The 19,587-nt window shown below is 69.5% G+C and carries 17 protein-coding genes; 5 read left to right on the top strand and 12 right to left on the bottom strand.

Annotated elements, in window-relative coordinates:
• Positions 1-181: 181 nt before the first annotated feature.
• The 3 genes from WMF45_RS47790 to WMF45_RS47780 all read right to left on the bottom strand — a co-directional run bounded on the left by WMF45_RS47790 (position 182) and on the right by WMF45_RS47780 (position 3,845).
• Entirely contained in the window at positions 182-1,297 is a 1,116-nt protein-coding gene (locus tag WMF45_RS47790) for a lactonase family protein (RefSeq protein ID WP_437713686.1), read from the bottom strand.
• Between the two features lie 55 nt (positions 1,298-1,352).
• Complete coding sequence (locus WMF45_RS47785) at positions 1,353-2,666, bottom strand: lactonase family protein (RefSeq protein ID WP_437713684.1); 1,314 nt, start codon at positions 2,664-2,666, stop codon at positions 1,353-1,355.
• A 270-nt stretch (positions 2,667-2,936) separates the two neighbouring features.
• Complete coding sequence (locus tag WMF45_RS47780; RefSeq protein WP_437713682.1) at positions 2,937-3,845, bottom strand: AraC family transcriptional regulator; 909 nt, start codon at positions 3,843-3,845, stop codon at positions 2,937-2,939.
• 111 nt (positions 3,846-3,956) lie between these two features.
• On the opposite strand from WMF45_RS47780, the gene WMF45_RS47775 reads away from it, so the two are divergent.
• The gene (locus WMF45_RS47775; protein ID WP_437713680.1) at positions 3,957-4,850 is read left to right on the top strand and encodes an SDR family oxidoreductase; all 894 of its coding nucleotides are present in this window, start codon (positions 3,957-3,959) and stop codon (positions 4,848-4,850) included.
• A gap of 162 nt (positions 4,851-5,012) precedes the next feature.
• Here WMF45_RS47775 and WMF45_RS47770 read toward each other — a convergent pair whose 3' ends face one another.
• Positions 5,013-6,812, bottom strand: coding sequence for an SGNH/GDSL hydrolase family protein (locus WMF45_RS47770; protein ID WP_437713679.1), 1,800 nt, complete (start codon positions 6,810-6,812; stop codon positions 5,013-5,015).
• A gap of 3 nt (positions 6,813-6,815) precedes the next feature.
• Positions 6,816-7,454, bottom strand: a complete 639-nt coding sequence (locus WMF45_RS47765) for a hypothetical protein (protein WP_437713677.1) — start codon at positions 7,452-7,454, stop codon at positions 6,816-6,818.
• Positions 7,455-7,970: 516 nt separating this feature from the next.
• On the opposite strand from WMF45_RS47765, the gene WMF45_RS47760 reads away from it, so the two are divergent.
• The 3 genes from WMF45_RS47760 to WMF45_RS47750 all read left to right on the top strand — a co-directional run bounded on the left by WMF45_RS47760 (position 7,971) and on the right by WMF45_RS47750 (position 11,637).
• On the top strand, positions 7,971-10,301 hold the full coding sequence (locus WMF45_RS47760) for a nitric-oxide reductase large subunit (protein ID WP_437713675.1): 2,331 nt from the start codon (positions 7,971-7,973) through the stop codon (positions 10,299-10,301).
• Positions 10,298-10,609: a hypothetical protein gene (locus WMF45_RS47755; RefSeq protein ID WP_437713673.1), complete on the top strand. Its 312-nt coding sequence runs from the start codon at positions 10,298-10,300 to the stop codon at positions 10,607-10,609. The genes WMF45_RS47760 and WMF45_RS47755 overlap by 4 nt, the downstream gene beginning before the upstream one ends.
• Positions 10,610-10,680: 71 nt before the next feature.
• Positions 10,681-11,637: a universal stress protein gene (locus tag WMF45_RS47750; protein ID WP_437713671.1), complete on the top strand. Its 957-nt coding sequence runs from the start codon at positions 10,681-10,683 to the stop codon at positions 11,635-11,637.
• A gap of 21 nt (positions 11,638-11,658) precedes the next feature.
• On the opposite strand, the gene WMF45_RS47745 is transcribed toward WMF45_RS47750, so the two are convergent.
• The 7 genes from WMF45_RS47745 to WMF45_RS47715 all read right to left on the bottom strand — a co-directional run bounded on the left by WMF45_RS47745 (position 11,659) and on the right by WMF45_RS47715 (position 18,500).
• Entirely contained in the window at positions 11,659-12,012 is a 354-nt protein-coding gene (locus tag WMF45_RS47745; RefSeq protein ID WP_437713669.1) for a Na+/H+ antiporter subunit G, read from the bottom strand.
• A complete protein-coding gene (locus WMF45_RS47740) occupies positions 12,009-12,287 on the bottom strand; it encodes a K+/H+ antiporter subunit F (RefSeq protein WP_433927343.1) in 279 nt (92 codons plus the stop codon). Before WMF45_RS47740 ends, WMF45_RS47745 begins: the two co-directional genes overlap by 4 nt.
• Complete coding sequence (locus WMF45_RS47735) at positions 12,284-12,781, bottom strand: Na+/H+ antiporter subunit E (RefSeq protein WP_437713667.1); 498 nt, start codon at positions 12,779-12,781, stop codon at positions 12,284-12,286. Before WMF45_RS47735 ends, WMF45_RS47740 begins: the two co-directional genes overlap by 4 nt.
• Complete coding sequence (locus tag WMF45_RS47730; RefSeq protein ID WP_437713665.1) at positions 12,778-14,436, bottom strand: monovalent cation/H+ antiporter subunit D; 1,659 nt, start codon at positions 14,434-14,436, stop codon at positions 12,778-12,780. The genes WMF45_RS47735 and WMF45_RS47730 overlap by 4 nt, the downstream gene beginning before the upstream one ends.
• Positions 14,433-14,777 carry a Na+/H+ antiporter subunit C gene (locus WMF45_RS47725; RefSeq protein ID WP_012241187.1) on the bottom strand — a complete coding sequence of 115 codons (345 nt, stop codon included), beginning with the start codon at positions 14,775-14,777 and terminating at the stop codon, positions 14,433-14,435. The genes WMF45_RS47730 and WMF45_RS47725 overlap by 4 nt, the downstream gene beginning before the upstream one ends.
• On the bottom strand, positions 14,778-17,693 hold the full coding sequence (locus tag WMF45_RS47720; RefSeq protein WP_437713663.1) for a monovalent cation/H+ antiporter subunit A: 2,916 nt from the start codon (positions 17,691-17,693) through the stop codon (positions 14,778-14,780). It abuts the gene before it with no gap.
• 87 nt (positions 17,694-17,780) lie between these two features.
• Positions 17,781-18,500, bottom strand: coding sequence for a DUF998 domain-containing protein (locus tag WMF45_RS47715; RefSeq protein WP_437713662.1), 720 nt, complete (start codon positions 18,498-18,500; stop codon positions 17,781-17,783).
• Positions 18,501-18,626: 126 nt separating this feature from the next.
• On the opposite strand from WMF45_RS47715, the gene WMF45_RS47710 reads away from it, so the two are divergent.
• Positions 18,627-19,526 carry a LysR family transcriptional regulator gene (locus tag WMF45_RS47710; RefSeq protein WP_437713660.1) on the top strand — a complete coding sequence of 300 codons (900 nt, stop codon included), beginning with the start codon at positions 18,627-18,629 and terminating at the stop codon, positions 19,524-19,526.
• Positions 19,527-19,587 lie beyond the last annotated feature (61 nt).

The raw sequence follows: 19,587 nt of genomic DNA, 5'->3' as shown, positions 1-19,587 counted from the left end.
ACACGTCTCGGCGCCGAGCCACAGCGCTGGGACTTCGCCGAACCCCACGCCACCCACCGACCCGCCGCTCGCTGCCCCAAGCTCATCCACGAAGCACGCAGCCCGGAACGGCGCTGTCGGGCGCCGGCCGGGCTCTCGAGATTCCTGCGGTCCGTGAGAGGCGCCTGCCGCATCGCCCCGGCTACACCGCGGCGAGCCCGGTGGCGCCCTGGGGCAAGCGGCCTACCGGCGGGCCCAGCGAGGTCAGCGCGCCGCTCGGCTCGATCCGGTAGCCGTGCACGACGGCTGGGCCCGCGCCCGTGAAGGGCGGCACGCTGAAGCCGTCAGGGCTCAGCACGTAGAGGAAGTCGTCGCCCATGCTCACGGCGCAATCGAGGGCCAGCCCGCTCGTGAACGCCGCCTGCTCCGTCGCGCTCAGCGGCCCCACCGGCGTCAGGCCGCCGCTCCGGTCGACGCGGAGGGCGGTGACAGAGCGCGAGCCCGCCGACGTGATGAACGCGAACGTCGAGGGGCCGGCGGTCGCGGTCGCCACCCAGCACGCAGCGGTCGTGAAGATGCGCTGCTCCGCGATGAGCCGCATTTCCCCGGTGGGGGCGACGCTGTAGCGCGAGACCGAGCTGTCGCCGGTCAGCGACAGGTTCGAGAGGATGACGTGGCCGCGCCGATCGAACGTGAAGCCGAACGGCGCCTGGCCGGCCTTCACCACGTCCTGCCGGCGGACCGGCCCGGGCATCCCGTGATCGTCGACGGTGACCGTCTCGAGGCTCCCCATCGGCTCGCCGTCCCCGCGGCTCGCGATCACCAGGACATCACCCGTCCGGTTGAACGCAATGGTGGCAATACCGGAGCCGCTCAGCGAGCGCGAGGCGCCGGCGAGCATCGTCAGCTCTCCTGTGGGACCGACCCGGTATCCCTGGATGCTCTTGCTGTCCGCGTTCGCGACGTAGAGCACGCCCTCGTGCAGCGCGAGGGAGACCGGGCGAGCGCCGTTCGAGGAGACAAGGCCGACCCGCTGGAGCTCCCCGCCTCGGCGGACGACGAACGAGGAGATGGTGTCGCTCCCTGCGTTGACGGCAAAGAGCATGCGCCCGTCCCGGCTGAGGACCAGGGCGCTCTGGGACTCGAGGATCGGGAAGCCGAGCGGAGGGTTCGGGGCGTGGCCGTTCCCGCCCGTCGGGTAGGACGCGCCCGGGGAGAGCGTGCCGTCGCCCGCGCGGTGGAACACCTGGATGGCATTCGGGGTCGCGTTGGTCATCACGTAGACAGCGCGTCGATCGTTCTTCGCAGCGTTGGTCATGACTCGATTCCTTGGGATGAGCGTTGATGGATGCGGTGGAATGGGCCCGTGAGGCTCAGAGGACGCCGATGCCGGCCGGGCTCCCGCCGGGGCCGAAGCGCTCCTCCGGCGCCCTGTCGCCATCGACGGTCCTGGGGAGCCCGCCGTATTCGCCGACCTTGGTGAGCCTGCCGTCGTCCTCGATCCGCCAGGCGCCCACGCTCCCCGAACCCGGCAGGACGTCATAGAGGAACCGGCCGTCGGGGCTGATGCCGAGATCGAGCGGCGTCGAGCCCTGCTGGCTCGCGCCGGGGGTGCCAGCGCGCTCGTCGGTGAGGCCGGCCTGCTCGTCGAGCACCGTCAGGCTGCCGTCGTCGCCGATACGGAAGCTCGAGATCGTGCCCGAGGTGTAGTTCGCGGTGAACGCGAACTCCCCGTTGTTCTCGAGCCAGCACGGATCGAGCTGGCTCACCTTCGCGGTCCGCGTGATCGGGGTGAGCGTCCCGTCCGCGTTGATCTGGAACGATCCGGCCGCGCCGGCGAGATCATCACCGCCAACGAACATGGCCGTGAGCAGGTGCCCGGCCGCGTCGAACGAGAACCCGAACGGGCCGTCGTTGTCGAGGTCGGTCCGCGTGAACGTCTGCGCGAGCTGGCCGTCCTCGAGCACGTCGAACACGAGCACACGGCTCGGGCCGGTCGGGGTCACGCCGTCGATCAGGCCCGCGGCGGGCCCGTCCTTGATCGTGACGACGAGCTGCCTCCCGTTCGGCGTGAAGGACGCCTGCGCCGGGTTGAACAGCGTGTCCGGCGGGCTGGCCTGGTTCGCGGAGAGCGGCCGGGTCGAGCCGGGGATCGGCGTGAGCTTCCCCTGGTCGCTCAGGCGGAAGCCGGTGACGCTCCCCGCGCCGGCGCCGTTCAGCGCATAGACGAGATCGCCGTGCTGGGTGACGCTGTTCGGGAAGCCCGGGCCGGCGCCATCGCTCGTGGGCTGGACGTCGGTGACCTCGAGGGTGTCCTTTCCGACGCGGAGCACGGAGAGCGTGTCGCTGCCGGCGTTCGTGACGAGGAGGAATGCCCGGTCCTGGCTGAGCACCATCGAATGGGACGAGCCGAGGCCGTCGCCGGCGAAGCGCGCCGAGGGCCCGGACCCCTGGCCGCCGGTGTCGACGTGATCGGCGAGCTCGAGCGATCCATCGGCGAACCTGCGGTACACGGTGACCTGGTTGGCAGGTTCGCCGGCGTCGTGCGTGTTGTTATGGTTCGTCCCCACGAACACGAATCCCACGGCGCGCCGGCCGTCCGCGGGGCTCTCGGGTTCACCCCCGCAGGCGCTCAGACAGGCCGACGCGAGGGATACGAGCAACAGGGCGCCAATTGAGCTTCTCATAGCTGCCTCTCCATTCTCTGATGGTTTGCGCTGACCGCAGCGCGCCATGCGAGCATTGCGGCCGTCGTGCGGCGTCCACGGGCGAGCCCGTGTCCGGATACGGCTGCATGCCTCGGCGATCGGCGCGCCGCCCCGCTCGTGTCGAGCGGCGCCCAGTCCTACGGCGAAGGCGCCGAGCGGTTTCTGGGCGAGCTCGATCTTTCAGATCGAGGCGGCCACGGGGGCGGGATGTGGGAGCGGAAACGAAGGACGCCGCTGGAAGCGGCCGGACTACATGTCCTGGACGACCGCGGCCTTCTGCTGCAGCGCGCGGGCGTCGCGCAGCGGCGAGTTGCCGAACATGCGCGAATACTCGCGGCTGAACTGCGAGGCGCTCGTGTAGCCGACCTGGAACGCCGAGACCTCGGCGCCCACGCCCTCTTCGACCATCAGGCGGCGCGCCTCGAGCAGGCGCAGGCGCTTCTGGTACTGGAGCGGGCTCATCGCGGTGGCCTCCTTGAACCGCTTGAAGAACGCCGCCCGGCTCATCCCTGCGGCGCGCGCGAGCGCGGCGATGTCGACGTCCTCGTCGAGCGACGCCTGCAGGTGATAGACCGCCTCGGCGATGCGGTGCGCCTGGCTGCCCGCGCGCACGATCTGGCGGATCGCCGCGCCGTCGGGGCCCTTCAGCAGGTGAAAGATCAGCTCCTTCCTTACGAGCGGCGCGAGCACGGTCGCGTCTTCGGGCGTCTCGAGCAGCGCGCCCAGCCGGACCGCGGCGTCGAGCATGCGGTCGCTCGCCTTGCCGATGAAGATCACGCGCCCCAAGTTCTCGAGCGCTTCCGGCCGCGCGCGGTCGAGCTGCGCCGCCACCTCGCGCAGCAGGGCCGCATCGAAGTCCATCTTCAGGCCGAGGAGCGGCTGCGCCGGCGAAACGCCCATCACCCGGCTCGTCACCGGCAGGTCGATCGGGCTGACGATGTAGTGCGGCTCCCGCTCGCGAAAGACCTGCCGCTCGAGCAGGATCTCCTTCGTGCCCTGGACGACGATGCAGAACGACGCGCGCCAGTGCCGCTTCGCGCGTTGCTGAGGGCGCGAGACTTTGATGCAAGAAATTCCGGGCACCGGCGAGGCGTGCACGCCGTCGCTGGGGCACCAGCGCGCGATGACGTTCTTCAGCGCGTCGCTCCCGTGGACCACGGTGGCAGCGTAGCCTCGCGTAGACGATCGGGCAAGAACTGGAGACGGCCGTGTATTTCGCGAGCGCCGCGGCGGTGCCATGGTGGATCGCGAACCAAGGAGAGGTGTCCCATGCGTATCTTCCTCACGGGAGCCAGCGGCTTCATCGGATCTGCCATCGTCCCCGAGCTCGCGCGCGCCGGCCACCGCGTGCTCGGCCTCGCGCGCTCGGACGCGTCCGCCGAACGGCTCGCCGCCGCCGGCGTCGACGTCCACCGCGGCTCGCTCACCGATCTCGATGGCTTGCGCCGCGGCGCCGCCGCCTGCGACGGGGTGATCCATTGCGCGTTCTCCCACGACGACTTCACCGACTACGCCGGTAACTGCGAGAAGGACCGCGGCGCGATCGAGGCGCTCGGCGGCGCGCTGGCCGGCTCCGGGCGCCCGCTCGTGATCGCCTCCGGCATCGCGCGCTTCGCGCCGGGCCGGGTCGCCACCGAGGACGAGGCGCCCGACGCGTCGGCCGGGGGCCTGCGGGCCGCCTCCGAGCAGCTCGCCCTCTCGTTCGCGAGCCGCGGCGTGCGCGTGTCCTCCCTGCGGCTGCCGCCGTCGGTCCACGACGACGGCGATCACGGGTTCGTCCCCATGCTGATCGAGATCGCGCGCAAGACCGGGCGCTCCGGGTACGTCGGTGGCGGCGAGAACCGGTGGCCCGCGGTGCATCGCCTCGACGCCGCGCGGCTGTTCGTCCTCGCGCTCGAGAAGGCGCCGGCCGGCGCGCGACTCCACGCGATCGGCGACGAGGGGATCCCGACCCGGGACATCGCCGGCGTGATCGGCCGCAAGCTCGGTTTGCCTGTCGAGTCGGTCCCCAAGGAGCATTTCGGCTGGCTCGGCGGGTTCTTCGCGCTCGACACCCCCGCGTCGAGCGCGCTCACGCAGGCGCGGTTCGGCTGGAAGCCCGAGAAGGCGGGGCTGCTCGCCGACCTCGAGCACGGCACGTACTTCACGCGCGCATCCTGGTGAGATCCGACGCCTCGAATCCTCCGCTCGTCATGAAGGCGCCCGACAGGTTGCTTTCGACGCGGAGCCCGCCTCCAAGCGCTGATTCTCTGGGGTTTCGACCGCCGGAGGTCGTTTGTGACGTCAGAAGCGGGCCAGGGAACGTCGGGCGCCGGCCGCGCGGCCTCATGTCACCGGGAACCTGAGCGCCACCTTTCCATCGCTCGGCTCCCACACGCCGCTCCATACGTCCGCCACGTTCCAGCCCCCGTCGATGGAGATCTCCAGGCGCTCGAACATCCGGTTCATCTCGGCCGCAGGACGGCTCCCGAATTTCTCGGGCAGATACGTGGGCTGCGCGCCGGGCACCACCGTGCCACACAGCTCGACCGCCGAGAGATCGGAGTAAAATAGCGTGTCTCCGCCGCTCTCGCGCAGCTTGTCGATCAGCAGGATGTAGTTCCGGGTGAGCGTGCTGTTGCGGGGGAAGTCCTTCTCGTCGTAGAACTTCCTCCCGGTAGCGTCGGAGTAGTACGCGCCTGCATCGGTCCGGATGGGGAGATCCAGCGGCCCGCGCTCGCCCTTCGGGTGCTTCAGGAGGAGCCTTAGCTTCAGGTCGAACGCGCCCTCCATGTACCGGAAGAGGTTCAGCGTCCCGGTGATGCGCACCCGGGCAAAATCGATCTTGGAGAGCGTCCTCCACGTCGCGATGCTCATCGCACTGCTCTTCTCGATGTGGTTCTCCCTCCGGAGGCTCCCTCCCCTGGAGAGGATGGTGCCGCGGAGCGAGCCGGATCGCCGGAGCCGGTAGGCGTGGAGGATCGACTCGACGTAGGCGTCCGCGCCGGCCTCGTTCGGGTGGAGGAAGCTCATCTGCCGCCAGGTATCGAGGGTGTCCTGGAAGTGGTCGTAGACCCCCGTGAACCAAGGATCGGTGACGCTGTAGGGAGGCACGGCCCCGGGGAAGCCGAAGTGCCGAACGATCTTCTGGTATTCCACGTCCGCGAGGCGCCGACGCTCCTGGGCCACGGGATCGGCCATGTTGTCGGGGTCGTACGACTCGAAGACCTTCGGCGCGGGACCGAACAGCGCGTTCTCACGGCCGATGAAAGGCTCGCAGAACAGGAGCCGCGCCGAGCGGGCGTCCAGCACCTCCTCGCGCATGATGGTCGAGGCGAACTGGTAGATCTGCCAGACTCGCCCCTTCGAGTAGCGGACCATCGCTTCCACGTCCTGGAACTTGGGCGTGGACTCGCCCATGGCCTGCTTGTAGATGAGGTAGGGGACGAGGAGCACCCCCAGCACCCCGAGCGCGGCCAGCACCGCGGGCTGGGCGTCGCTGTAGAGAGCGTCGTTGACGGACTGCTGCCAGCCGGCGACGTCCTTGAAGAAGTAGAACAGCCGCTTCATCCTCTCCATGTCCGTGTCGGGGCTGAGGAGGGGGTAATATCCCGTCGCGACCACCGTCGCGTTGGGGAAGCGCATCAGGGCCTCGCCGAGCAGCCTGCGGTAGCGATCCCGTAGGATCTGCTCGGCCTCCTCGAGATCGGCGGCCTGGGTGCTCTCGGGGTGGAGATACCTGGTGAAGTTCAGGTCGTTGCCTCCCCCGTCCACGAAGACCACATCGACCGAGCGATCGGGCCCCGGCGCGTATTCGCGCATCTGCTCCAGGACGGTGGGGAACCGGGCAGAGAGCTCCTGCGGCAAGGTCCCGGTGGGCAGGATGCCCCCCTGCCGGAACTTCTGGCGCCCCGCCTCGTTGTCCCAGAGGTAGGCCCAGACCCGGCTGAACTCTTCCCGGAACTCCTGGCTGGTGTCGATGGAAGCCCCGCTGTGGGCGCGGTTGGTGAGGTCGGAGCCCTGGAACTCCACCCCTTCGATCGCGGCGATGCCCCGGGCCGCCTTGTAAACGAACTTCTGCTCGGGTCGCAGCCCCTGCCCCCAGACGACCGAGTCGCCGAAGGCCACGAATTTCATCCTGGCCATCGCTCAGCGCCCACCCTCGAGCCGGGTGATGCGCTCCTCGAGCTTGCGGATGTAGTCGAGGAGGCTCTGAATCTGCCCCTGCCCCGCGCCCAGACGGATATCGCGGGCGTCGACCCGGCCCGTGACGCCCTGCAGCTCGACCGTCGTCGCCCCGTTCGGGCTCTTCATGCAGAGGGAGGACGCCCCCGCGACCTCGACGATGCCGAACCCGTTGATCCGGATGTTCGCCTCGGGGTGGTTGGCCGGGTTCACGGTGTTGCCCTCGCCCGCGCCGGCGGCGGCGGAGATGTGCACCAGGGCGCCGCCGGTCCCGCTCCTCAACACCAGATCGCCGTCGGCGCCGCCGCCGCCGAGGATGGCGTTGCCGAACTCCCCATCGAGGAAGACGCGGGTCGCGGCGATGTCCGCGGGCGTGACCGCGCCCTTACGAATGCTGACCACCCGGTTGCCGTTGTGATCGAGCACGTGGAGCCCGGCGGCGTCGTTGCGGCTCGCGCCCCCGGCGAGGGTCACCTCGCCGTTGCCGCTGGAGCCGGCCGAGACGGTGGCGGCTGTCTTCTGGTTGTCTTGGTTCTTGAAGACGGCGTTCTCGGCGACGAGGTCGAGGGTCGCGCCCAGCACAAGGTCGGTCTTCTGGCCCATATCGAGTCCTTCTCCTGGTGGGTTGCACGGCGAGCCCGGTGCTCCCCGAATGATGAAGCACATCAGGGTCGATCGCCCCTGTCAACCCGAAGCTGAATCCTCCAAAGACCATGCAGGCGCACCTCGCTGCGAGGGGCGGCGAAAATTCGGCCAACTTCTCGGCGCCAGCACGACTGCGGGAAGTCGCCTCGAATCAGCAGAAAAACCGCCAATGCGCCAAGACCGCCAAGTGAAGAGGGGGAGGGCCATCCCGGCATTCCACCTCTTCTTTCCCTGGCTCCTTGGCGCCCTTGGCGCCTTGGCGGCTCGCCTCTCGGGGCGACCTCCCGCGGTCGGGCTAGGAAGTCCGGACGCCATCCGAGCTGCTACCTCTTCGAGCGCGAAATTCATACCTGCGTACGGACCCTAGGCGGTCATGGCGATCTTGCCGCCCACGGAGCTGATGCGCAACGCAGCCTCCTCGGCCGTCATCTCGGAGAACGGGTGGGCCCTCCTCGGCTTGCTCCCGGCATTTCCATGGCGCGCTCCTCCGAACGGCGAAACCTCCTCATCTCGCGCGGCTGGGTCCAGGCGACGGCCCTCGTTTTCCTGTTCGGGTTCTTCGTGCTCGGCCTGCTCGCCTACCGCACCTACGCGGCACAGCCGCCCATCCCCGCCCGGGTGGTCGACCCCGCGGGGCGCGTTCTGTTCACGGGCGACGACGTGCTCACGGGTCAGGAGCTGTTCCTGCGGAACGGGCTCATGGAATACGGATCCGTCTTCGGCCACGGCGCCTACCTCGGCCCGGATTTCACCGCCGACTACCTCCGCCGGGCCGCCTCCCACGCCGCCTCTCGCCACGGCGGCGTGGGCTCGGCGGAGGCGCTCGCGCGCACCGTCGGCGATTTTCGCCAGAACCGCCATGATCCCGCGACAGGCACGCTGGTCTTCACCGATGCCCAGGCGGAGGCCTTCGAGCTGCTGAAGGATCACTATCGGCGCTTCTTCGCCCAGCCCAGCGGCAAGCACGGCCTGCGCACCGGCCTCTTCTCGGACGCGCGCGAGCTCTCGCAGCTCACCTCGTTCTTCGCCTGGACGGCCTGGACCGCCGCGGCGGAGCGCCCCGGAGAGGCCTACTCGTACACGAACAACTGGCCTCCAGAGCCGCTCGTCCGGAACCAGCCCACGGGCGAGCTGGTGGTATGGAGCGTGCTCTCGCTCATCGCGCTCCTCGGCGGGACAGGCCTGCTCTTCGCGGCCTTCGGGCGATGGCGCTTCCTCGGCTGGCACGGGCGGGAAGGGCACCGGCTCAGCTTCCGCCAGCCGGGCGAGGTCGCCCTGACCCCAGCCCAGCGCGCGACGGCGTGGTTCTTCCTGATCATGGCGTTGCTGTTCGCCCTCCAGTCCGTCCTCGGAGGCGCCACGCAGCATTATCGCGCCGAGCTGTCCAGCTTCTTCGGGTTCAACCTGGCCGGGGCCTTCCCCTTCAACCTGGTGCGCACGTGGCACCTGCAGCTCGCCATCTTCTGGGTCGCGGTCTCCTATCTCGGCGCGGGCATCTTCATCGCGCCCATGATCAGCGGGCGCGAGCCGAGAGGCCAGAGCTGGCTCGCCTATGGCCTGCTCGGGGCGCTCGTCATCGTTGTCGTGGGCAGCCTCCTCGGCGAGCTCCTCGGCATCCACGGCGCGTCGGACAGCATCTGGTTCGCGCTCCAGGGGTTCGAGTACCTCGATCTGGGCCGCTTCTGGCAGGTGCTCCTGACGCTCGGCCTGTTCGCCTGGGTGGCGCTGCTCTTCCGCGGGCTCCGGGGTCGGCTCGCCGTCGAGCACCGGGGCAACATGCCCTGGCTCTTCTTCTTCGCCGCGCTGGCCATCCCGGCCTTCTACGCCGTGGGCCTCCTCGCGCACCCGCGCGCGAACTTCACGAGCACCGACTTCTGGCGCTTCTGGGTGGTGCACCTCTGGGTGGAGGACTTCCTCGAGCTGTTCACCACGCTCATGGTGGCCTATCTCTTCGTCCTGCTCGGGGTGGTGGCCGAGGCGATCGCGCTGCGGCTCATCTACCTGGAGGTCATCCTCTATTCGGCGGGCGGGGTGATCGGCACCATGCACCACCTGTACTTCTCCGGCACGCCCGTGGAGCACATGGCGCTCGGCGCCTTCTTCTCGGCCGCGGAGGTGATCCCGTTGACCTTCCTCACGGTCGAGGCGTGGACCTTCCTCCGCCTGGGCATCGCGCAAGGAGGGCAGTCGGCGAAGCCCTTCCCGCATCGCTGGGCGATCATGTTCCTGGTGGCCGTGGGGTTCTGGAACTTCCTGGGGGCCGGGATCTTCGGGTTCCTGATCAACTTGCCGATCGTGTCCTATTACGAGATCGGCACCGCGCTGACCGCCAACCACGGGCACGCCTCGATGATGGGCGTCTATGGCATGCTGGCCGCCGGGCTCGCGCTCTTCGCGCTGCGCTACCTGATGCCCGCCGCGCGGTGGTCCGACAGGGCGGCCAAGATCAGCTTCTGGTCGCTGAACGTCGGGCTCGCGTGGATGGTCTTTGCCACGCTGTTCCCGCTCGGGCTCATGCAGCTCCACCACGCGGTGAGCTACGGATATTTCGAGGCTCGGGAGCTCCAGTACCTGACGAACCCCACGAACCGCCTCATGGAGTGGATGCGCCTGCCGGGCGACGTGCTCTTCATCGTCGGCGGCACCCTGCCGCTGCTCCTCCTCGCCTACCGCGGCGTCCGCCATCGCGTTCCGCAGCTCGCGGGACCGGAGGCCCAGGACAACCTCTTCACCGAGATCGAGGCGCCCCCGGACAGCGCCGGGAGGGCAGCGCCCTCGGGCGCGGGGCAGGGCGACCTGTCGTGAGCGTCGCGCCGGAGGCGCTGCTCGGCGCCGGATATGCGGTGCTTCTCCTGGGGATCGCCGCCGGGATCCGGGCGTGCGGAGGAGCCAGTGCCGAGCCCGAACCCGGGTGGCCACACGACGACGCGCGCCGCTTTCACCTCGGCCTCTCGCTCGTGGTCCTGCTCGTGGGCGATTGCATCGTCGGGGCGGTCGCGCTGCGGAACCACGGCCTCGCCGATCTCGGGATCCTTGGCCTCGCCGCGGCGCTCGTGACGACGGCGCTCGCCAGGGGCCTGGGCGCGTTCGCCCGAGGCGGCCGTCGCGCCTAGATCGGCTGTTCCTGGCGCGGTGGAGGGCGTTCTCCGAAAAGGGACCTGCTTCATGGAGAGGAGGCCACACGATGACCGAGAGTCTGAAGGAGCCGGGGGCAAGCAACGGGCAGCCCGAAATGGACGAGGCCGGGCGCTTCCATTCGCTGCTCGTCCCCGTCGATCTGACGGCCATTGCGGACCGCGTCCTCGGCCGAGTCGCACTTCTGTCTCTGGCCGATGGAGCTCGCGTCACGCTGCTCCACGTCGTTCCCGGCAACCTCCCCGCCAGGGCCCAGGAACGCGCCGAGCAGGATGCCAGAAGATCACTCGTGAACGAAGCGCGGCATCTCGCAAAAGCGCTGCCCGAGGGCGTCGACGTCGAACCGGTGGTGAAGGTCGGCACCCCGGCCGCGGAGATCGCAGGCTGCGCGACCTCGACGGGGGCCGAGCTCATCGTCATGGGTCGCGGCGGCAGCCGCGCGCTCCGGGACACCTTCCTCGGCTCGACCGCGGAGCGTGTCATCCGCCGCGGGCAGCTCCCGGTCCTGGCGGTCCGGCTGGCTCCTCGCGCGGCGTACAGCCGGCCCGCGGTCGCCCTCGATCTCGAGCAAGGATCCACGGAGGTGCTCGAGCTGATGCTCCGGCTGATTCCGCCCCCGCGGCCGCGTGTCACGGTGATCCATGCGTTCGACACGCCCTATCGCGGAGCCATCTATCGCAGCCTCTCGGAGGAGGACGCAGAGGCATGGAGCAGCGAGCTCGAGCGAGCAGCTACACAGCAGCTCGTGGAGCTGCTCGCTGCCTCGCTCGCGCAGCCGAAGGTGCGGCCAGCGGAGGCGCCGCCCTGGAAGATGCATGTTCGATGCGGCTCCGCCCGGCGCGTGATCGAGAAGGCGGTCAAGAAGGCAGACAGCGACCTCCTGGTGCTCGGCACCCACGGCTACTCCGGGGTCGCTCACGCCTTCCTCGGAACGGTCGCTGGAGACGTGCTGCGTCAGGTCGCCAGCGACGTGCTGATCGTGCCTGCTCGGCCGCGCGCGGACTGACTCCCCGGCCTCGAACCGCCCTCAGGGGTCGCGGTGTGGCGTGAGCGGAGGCGGAGCGTCGGCTGCTCCCGCCGCGCGGCGGCGGAACAGCGCCACACGTGCCAGGAGCAGCGTGGTCACAGGGACCGTGATGGAGAGCATGATGACGATGAGCCACGGGTGCAGCACGGGCCGGGACTCGATCATCGAGGAGTAGAGGATGCCTGCCAGCGCCACGCACCAGCTGCCGAAGGTGTACGCCAGCGCAGGAGGATGCATGCGCAGGAAGAAGTCTGGCAGGCGCAGGAACCCGAACGCGGAGATGACCACGAACAGGCCGCTCAGCACGAGCAGCGCAGCGACCGCCGCCTCGACCCAGAGGGGGAGCTGGCTCATTCAATCACCTCCCCGCGCAGGATGAACTTCGCCATCGCGGATGAGCTCACGAAGCTGAAGAGCGCGATCAGCAACGCGGCCTCGAAGTACGTGTCGCTCCGGTGACGAATGCCGAGCACCAGCATGACCAGCATCGCGTGGAAGTAGAGCAGGTCGAGCGCGAACACGCGATCCTGCGCCCGCGGCCCCCGGATCAACCGGATGACCACCAGGACCGACGCGACGGCGTAGCAGCCGAGCGCGAAGGCAATCGCGCCAGACAGGAGTGCGCTCATTCGAAGATCTCCCTGAGAGGCTGCTCGTAGCGAGCCTTGAAGCGGGCGACGAAGGCGCCTTCATCACCGACATCCCACACGTGCAGCAAGAGCGCGCGGCGATCGAGCGCGAGCTCCGACCACACGGTGCCCGGAACCACGGTCGTCACCATGGATAACGCGGCCAGCCCGACGGGGTCACGCAGATCGAGGGGCACGATCACGAACCTCGACCGCGGTCGCCGCCATTGCCATGTGACAACGCCCCAGGCGATCTCGAAATTCGAGAGCAAGACGTCATAGCCGACCCTCAGGATGAAGCGCACGACGACCAGCGGCCGCCGCGCCCGGACATTCGTCAGCCGCAGGGTCGATGTGAGGAGCGGCACCGCCAGCGCGAGCCCCAGCCCCAGGACGATCTGGCCCGCGCTCGTGGAGCGCGCCAGCGCCAGCCACAACGCGAACAGAGCGGCGGACAATAGCGGCGCGGGCACGATCTTCCCGAGGAAAGTCACGGTGCCCCCTCCTCTCCGACCACGGAGCGCGTCGGCCCCGGACGAGGCCTCGCCGACAAGACGGCCTCGATGTACGCCTTCGGCGAGTGCAGCCCCGCGGCCGTCGCGCTCGTGGTGCGCAGGACGGGCTCAGCGTACGGCGTGAGCAAGATGCAGCAGAGAAGGAGGCCGAGGACGGAGGCGGCCTCGACGCCCTTCAAGCGGGGCGGGAGCCGTCCAGCCGTCGACCAGAAGTGTCGAATGCCCGCCCTGGCCAGGGAGATGGTGGCCGCGAGCCCCGAGAGGAGCAGCAGCCCAAAGAGGATCCACGCGGCGGGCGAGACGGGGGCGCCGGCGCTCGCGTGGCCGTCCCCTCGGGGCGACAGGAGGGCTGTCAGCAACGAGGTCTTCGCGACGAAGCCCGAGAGCGGCGGCAGCCCCGCGACGAGCAGCGCGCAGACCATGAACGCCAGGCCGAGCAACGCGATGGACACCGGAAACGCCTGGCCGACGAGCGGCGCCTCCTCTTCATCGAGGTTCGTGTCCTCGCCCGGCTCCACGTCGAGGTCCGGCGCCCGCCGCTGTCCATCGGAGCCGATGCGCTCCACCAGCTCGACGAGGAGAAAGAGAGCGCTCACCGCCAGCGTGGCGCTCAGCATGTAGAACAGCGCCGCCGACGTCACCGCGGGGGTCCCCGTCCCGAGCGCCGCGAGGAGCGTCCCCGACGACACGATCACCGAGAAGCCCGCGATGCGCCCGAGGGACATGGACGCGATGAGGCCGATCGCGCCGAAGGCGAGGGTCGCGAGCCCTGCGTAGAGCAGGGTTGTCCCCCCGAACTGCGCTGAAGCGCCCGCGGAGAAGAACAGCGTCCACGAGCGCACGAGCACGTAGATGCCCACCTTGGTCATCAGCGCGAAGAGCGCCGCGACAGGCGCGCTCGTGGCCGTGTAGGCCGGCACCAGCCAGGCGTTGAGGGGCCATATCGCCGCCTTGATGAGGAACGCCACGGCGAGGACCGCCGCGCCTGCATGCAAGAGCCCGCGATCGCGCGCCGGGACGAGCGCCAGCTTCTCGGCGATGTCGGCCATGGAGAGCGTGCCCACGACGCCGTAGAGCACCGCGAGGCCGACGAGGAAGAGCGACGACGCGAGCAGGTTCACCGCGATGTAGTGGAGCCCCGAGCGCACCCGCGGCCACCCCGACCCATGAAGATGCAGGCCATACGACGCCGCGAGCATCACCTCGAAGAACACGAAGAGGTTGAAGAGGTCTCCCGTGAGGAAGGCGCCGTTGAGCCCCATCAATTGAACCTGGAAGAGCGCATGGAAGTACGCGCCCGCGCGACCCCACGCGGCCTCGGCGTACAGGGCGGCGCAGAGGCTCACCACACCCACCAGCACCAGCATGAGCGCCGAGAGCCGGTCCCCGACGAGCACGATCCCGAAAGGGGCCTCCCAGTTCGACATGAGGTACACGAGAGCGGCGCCGGACGAACCGCCGGCGTCGGCGCCGCGCAGGATCTCCAGCGCCACGAGGAGGCCCGCCAGGGCCGCGCCGACGTTGACGATCGACTTGGCGCGCTTGCGCTTCTCACCGAGCAGGAGCAGCACGGCCGCCGTCATCAGCGGCAGCACGACGGGCGCGACGAGGATGTGCGGGAAGCGCTCGGTCATGGCTCCTCCCTCGTTCCATCCACGTGGTCGGTGCCGCTGAGGCCGCGCGAGGCGAGGAGCACGACGAGGAAGAGCGCCGTGGTCGCGAAGCCGATCACGATGGCCGTGAGCACGAGGGACTGCGGCATCGGATCCGTGTAGTGCTGGAGATCGGCAGGCGCTCCAGGTCGCACGATCGGCGGCTTGTCGATGAAGATGCTCCCCATGCTGAAGATGAAGAGGTTCACCGCGTACGAGAGCAGCGTGAGCCCCATGATCACCTGGAAGGTCCGGGGGCGCAGCACGAGCCAGACCCCGGCTCCGCCGAGCACACCGATGACGAGCGCGAGCAGGGCTTCCATCTAGCTCGTGCCCCTGCTCGTCGACGACGCCGGCCCCTGCGTCGATCGCCGGTGCGCGCGCAGCGACTGGTGGGCGAGCGCCGTGAGGGTGAGGAGCGTCGCCCCCACGACGGCCGCGAACACGCCGAGGTCGAAGAAGGTGGCGCTCGGCAGGTGGACTTCGCCGACCAGCGGCAGGCTGACATGGGCCGTGTGGGTCGTGAGGAAGGGATAACCGACGGCGAGCGCGCCGAGGCCCGTGGTCGCCCCGAGCAGCAGTCCAGCGGCGATCCAGCGCGCCGGACGCAGGCGCGCGCGCGCTTCCAGCCAGAGCGCCCCGGAGACCATGTACTGCATGAGCATCGCGATCGCGACGACGAGGCCGGCCACGAAGCCGCCGCCTGGCTCGTTGTGCCCACGAAGGAGGAAGTGCGCCGCGACGACGGCGGAGACCGGCAGGAGCACGCGCGCGATGACCGCCGGCACCATCATGTATCCGCGCTCGGCGTCCTCGGCCGTGCGCGGCTTCATGAGGTCGGTGACGATGTCGGCCGGCAAAGCTCTCTGCTGCTGGGGCTGCTCGATGCTCTCCGGGGGCGGCCGAAAGCGGCGCAGGAGGGCGTAGACCGTGAGCGCGACCGCGCCGAGGACCGTGATCTCGCCGAGCGTGTCGAAGGCACGAAAGTCGACGAGCATGACGTTGACGACGTTGGCGCCTCCGCCCTCCGGCAGCGCGCGGCTGAGGAAGAACGGTGAGATGCTGTGAGGCGCCGGCCGGGTCAGCATGGCATACGAGAGCGCGGCGAGGCCGCCGCCGGCGCCGATCGCGAGCAGCAGATCGCGCGCGCGCCGCACCCTGTCGCGGGCCGTGACGGGCCTCGAGATTCCTTCGATGCGCATCGGCAACCAGCGCAGCCCGAGCAGGAACAGGATGGTTGTGACGACCTCCACGACGACCTGTGTGAGGGCGAGGTCGGGCGCCGAGAACCACATGAACGTCAGGCAGGTGACGAGGCCTGCGCCGCCCATCAACGTGATCGCGATCAGCCTGTGGAACTTCGCCATCACGGCGGCGCCGACCGCGCAGACCGCGCCGATGCCCCACAAGATCACGAACGCAGGCGACGCGGGGAGCCTGTCCCGGTCGCCCCACTCCAGCGGGACGCCCTGCGCCGCGAGGAGCGCGAGGAGGAGCGCGACCGCGATGATCGCGAACATCTGCGTCTGGAGTCGTCGCGTCCCGAGGAGCCGGAGCGCCCTCCGCGAGAGGCGCGTGAGCCCGAGCAGCGCGCCCTCGAACAGCCGCCTTCCGTTGAGCCGCGCGACGAAGGGCGTATCCTGGAGCCGCCCCTGCTCCTGATGCCTGCGCAGCCAGAGGTACCCGACGACGCCGCCCGAGATGGCGACGAGGCTCATGACGAAAGGCGGGTTGAAGCCGTGCCAGATGGCGAGGCTGTAGTCCGGGAGCGTCCCGCCGACCACGGGGCGGGCGGCCGCCGCGAGCGATGGCCCGATGGAGATCGCCGGCGCGACGCCGACGATGAGGCAGCTGAGCACGAGGAGCTCGATCGGTGTCCGCATCCACCGCGGGGCTTCCTCCGGCTGGCGAGGGAGATCGGTCGACGGCGGGCCGAAGAAGATGTCGTAGCCAAAGCGCAGCGAGTACACGACCGCGAAGATCGCCGCGAGCGTCGCCAGCACCGGGAGCCCCACTTCGACCGAGGGGTGCGCGGACAGGAACACCGTCTCGGCGAAGAACATCTCCTTCGACAGAAAGCCGTTGAGCAGCGGCACGCCGGCCATCGCGCCGCTCGCCACGAGCGCCAGCGTGCCGGTGCGGGGCATCGCACGGATCAGCCCATTCAAGCGACGGATGTCGCGCGTCCCGGTCTCGTGGTCGACGACGCCCGCGGCCATGAACAGCGAGGCCTTGAACGTCGCGTGGTTCATGATGTGGAACACGCCGGCGACGGCGGCGAGCGAGCTGTTGAGCCCGAAGAGGAGCGTGATGAGGCCGAGGTGGCTGACGGTCGAGTAGGCGAGCACCCGCTTCAGATCGTTCTGGAACATCGCGATGTACGCGCCGAGCAGGAGCGTCGTCATGCCCGCGCCGCTGACGATCCAGAACCACAGCTCGGTCCCCGACAGGGCCGGCCAGAGCCGCGCGAGCAGGAACACGCCCGCCTTCACCATGGTCGCCGAGTGCAGGTAAGCGGACACCGGCGTCGGCGCGGCCATCGCCCGCGGCAGCCAGAAGTGAAACGGGAACTGAGCGCTCTTGGTGAGCGCACCGAGCAAGATGAGGACGAGCGCGACCGGGTAAAGCGGGTGTGCCCGCACGCTGTCGCCCGAGGCGAGGGCCACATCGAGATCGTAACTGCCGACGATGTGGCCGAGGACGATCACGCCTCCGAGGAGCGCGAGCCCGCCGGCGCCGGTCACGGTGAGCGCCATGCGCGCGCCCCGCTGCGCGTCCACCCGGTGATGCCAGTAGCCGATGAGCAGGAACGAAACGAGGCTCGTGAGCTCCCAGAAGAGGACGAGCTGGACGAGGTTGCCCGAGATCACGACGCCCAGCATCGCGCCCATGAACGCGAGGAAGAGCGCGTACAGGCGCGCCACCGGATCCTCGGGGGACATGTAGTAGCGCGCGTAGAGACAGACGAGGGCGCCGATGACGGTGATGAGCACGGCGAACATCCACGCGAACCCGTCGATCCGGAGGACCAGATCGAGACCGAGCGAAGGCACCCACGAGATCGTCTCGCGAACCACGCCCCCGTCACGCACCCGCGGGAACAGGCTGATGACCCAGGCCGCCGCGCCGGCCGACACGAGCCCTGCGCAGGCCGCGAGCTCGGACCGTGCCCGCGTCGGCAGGAGCGCGGTGAGCACGCTCCCGAGAAATGGCAAGAGGAGCAGGGCGACCACGGGCATGGCGCGCGAGTGTACTTGCCGACCGCGCCGGTTACAGCCAAAAGGTGGGAGGGCTCGCGGCGCTCGCGGCCTGCGCGACGACGTCGGTCAGGTAGAGCTCGCTTTGCGCGACGCCGCTGCCCGCGCGTGCGCCGCGCTCGAAGGCAGAGGTCGCGAAGCTGCATGAGCGGTCCTGCGATTCCAGATCGACGTCCCCGCACAGAGGAAGCCGACCAGGATGGGATAGACGGCGCAGCGCTCGACGAGGCCGATGAGGACGTTGGCCCCCGAGCTGGCGACCGCGAGGAAGGCCACCATCGAGGCGAGCCCGAACACGCCGAGGACGACCATGGCCCTCCCGGCCCTCGGAGTGACTCCGATCTGCTGGCGCTGGCGACCAAGAAAGATCGCGAGCACGTTGCCTCCGACGATGGACGCGAAGGCGCCCAGGCCGTGATAGTCGACCGCGCCGTCGGGCGGCTCTCCGGAGCCGGGGTTGAGCGCCAGCAAGACGCCGCCGAGCGCCACGAGCGCTCCCAGGAGGAGCGCTGCCCAGCGGCGCCAGCCTCGCAGGCCCTCGAGCGCGGCGACACCAAGGAAGAACAGGATCCCGAAGAGGAAGAACCCGGTGTTCATGACCCACGCGAGCGGCGAGTTCATGAACTGGCCAAGAGCCTCGAGGGGGCCACGGACCCCCAGGTTGCTGATGTAGTGATGCGTGTAGCTGTAGGGAGGGTCCGTCCATGCCGCGGCGGCGATGAGCTCGGCGAGGAAGAAGATCACCGCCCCGGCGACGAGCGCCGCGCCGGCGGGGCGACGTTGCATCATCGGGTTCGCCTCGGAGTGAGCCGCAGGGCCTCTCTCGTGTCGCCTCATGTCGAGCAGCCTGCACCGTCGCGTTCGAGACCACCATGACATTGATCGCAACGGTTTCAGACCTGATAGATCTGAAACATGGAGCTACGTCACCTGCGGTACTTCATCGCCGTCGCGGAAGCGGAGCACTTCGGGAGGGCGGCCGAGCAGCTTCACGTCTCGCAGTCGCCCTTGAGCCGGCAGATCGCTCAGCTCGAAGCGGAGATCGGCGTCGAGCTCTTCGTGCCCTCGGGACGCGGGGTGCAGCTGTCCGCCGCCGGCCGGAGCTTCCTCGAAGGTGCGCGCGCGACCCTGGCTCGCGCCGCGCTCGCGGTCGAGGACGCCCGCGCGACGGCGCAAGGCCGTATCGGGAGGGTCGTGGTCGGATTCGACGGCGCCCTGGCGGACACCCTCCTTCTGCCGGGGATCGTGCAGGCGTTCCGCGCGCGTCATCCGCGCGTCGAGGTGCGCCTTCGGCCGCTGCCGAGCGAGGAGCAGGTCGCCGCGCTGCGCGATGGCAAGATCTCGGTCGGGTACGGCTATCATTCGCCGGAGGACAACCCGCTCTTCCGCTTCCGCGTGCTGTATCGCGAGCGCGTCGGCGTCGTGATGTCGAGGAGCCATCGCCTCGCTGCACGGCGCACGCTGAGGGTCGCGGACCTGAAGCAGGAGCGCTTCCTCTGGCCCCCGCGCAAGGAGGGCCCGCGCCTCCAGGACGACATCATCGCCGCCTTCCGAGCGCACGGTCAACCGCTCGAGCTGGCCCACGAGGAGGCCAGCAGCGATGTGATCCTCATGCTCGTGGCGAGCGGCGAAGGTCTCAGCTTGTTTCCCGAGAGCGCCGCGCCGACGCTCCTTGCCGGGGTGGTGTTCAAGCCGGTTCGGGACCTCGATGTTGTCATCCTTGGCCGCGCGGTGTGGCGCGCCATGGACGATAACGACCCGCTCGTGCGGTCGCTCCTCGAGATCACGAATTCGGTGCATGGATCCTGCGCATAGGGAGCCGTGGAACGTTCGCCCGGGTCAAGCTCCGCGGGGACGGCGCCTGGCGAGCCGTCTT

The organism is Sorangium sp. So ce448, assembly GCF_051520915.1.
In the GTDB taxonomy this organism is placed as follows: Bacteria; Myxococcota_A; Polyangia; order Polyangiales; family Polyangiaceae; genus Sorangium; species Sorangium cellulosum_B.
This window is presented reverse-complemented; position numbering and strand designations above follow the sequence as displayed.

Excerpts from the sequence above, each read along its gene's own strand:
- WMF45_RS47720 (WP_437713663.1), bottom strand. The coding sequence starts at position 17,693 with ATGCCCGTGGTCGCCCTGCTCCTCTTGCCATTTCTCGGGAGCGTGCTC.
- WMF45_RS47760 (WP_437713675.1), top strand. The coding sequence starts at position 7,971 with ATGGCGCGCTCCTCCGAACGGCGAAACCTCCTCATCTCGCGCGGCTGG.
- WMF45_RS47710 (WP_437713660.1), top strand. The coding sequence starts at position 18,627 with ATGGAGCTACGTCACCTGCGGTACTTCATCGCCGTCGCGGAAGCGGAG.
- WMF45_RS47775 (WP_437713680.1), top strand. The coding sequence starts at position 3,957 with ATGCGTATCTTCCTCACGGGAGCCAGCGGCTTCATCGGATCTGCCATC.
- WMF45_RS47770 (WP_437713679.1), bottom strand. The coding sequence starts at position 6,812 with ATGGCCAGGATGAAATTCGTGGCCTTCGGCGACTCGGTCGTCTGGGGG.
- WMF45_RS47715 (WP_437713662.1), bottom strand. The coding sequence starts at position 18,500 with ATGATGCAACGTCGCCCCGCCGGCGCGGCGCTCGTCGCCGGGGCGGTG.
- WMF45_RS47740 (WP_433927343.1), bottom strand. The coding sequence starts at position 12,287 with ATGAGCGCACTCCTGTCTGGCGCGATTGCCTTCGCGCTCGGCTGCTAC.
- WMF45_RS47785 (WP_437713684.1), bottom strand. The coding sequence starts at position 2,666 with ATGAGAAGCTCAATTGGCGCCCTGTTGCTCGTATCCCTCGCGTCGGCC.
- WMF45_RS47765 (WP_437713677.1), bottom strand. The coding sequence starts at position 7,454 with ATGGGCCAGAAGACCGACCTTGTGCTGGGCGCGACCCTCGACCTCGTC.
- WMF45_RS47730 (WP_437713665.1), bottom strand. The coding sequence starts at position 14,436 with ATGACCGAGCGCTTCCCGCACATCCTCGTCGCGCCCGTCGTGCTGCCG.
- WMF45_RS47790 (WP_437713686.1), bottom strand. The coding sequence starts at position 1,297 with ATGACCAACGCTGCGAAGAACGATCGACGCGCTGTCTACGTGATGACC.
- WMF45_RS47725 (WP_012241187.1), bottom strand. The coding sequence starts at position 14,777 with ATGGAAGCCCTGCTCGCGCTCGTCATCGGTGTGCTCGGCGGAGCCGGG.
- WMF45_RS47745 (WP_437713669.1), bottom strand. The coding sequence starts at position 12,012 with ATGAGCCAGCTCCCCCTCTGGGTCGAGGCGGCGGTCGCTGCGCTGCTC.
- WMF45_RS47750 (WP_437713671.1), top strand. The coding sequence starts at position 10,681 with ATGACCGAGAGTCTGAAGGAGCCGGGGGCAAGCAACGGGCAGCCCGAA.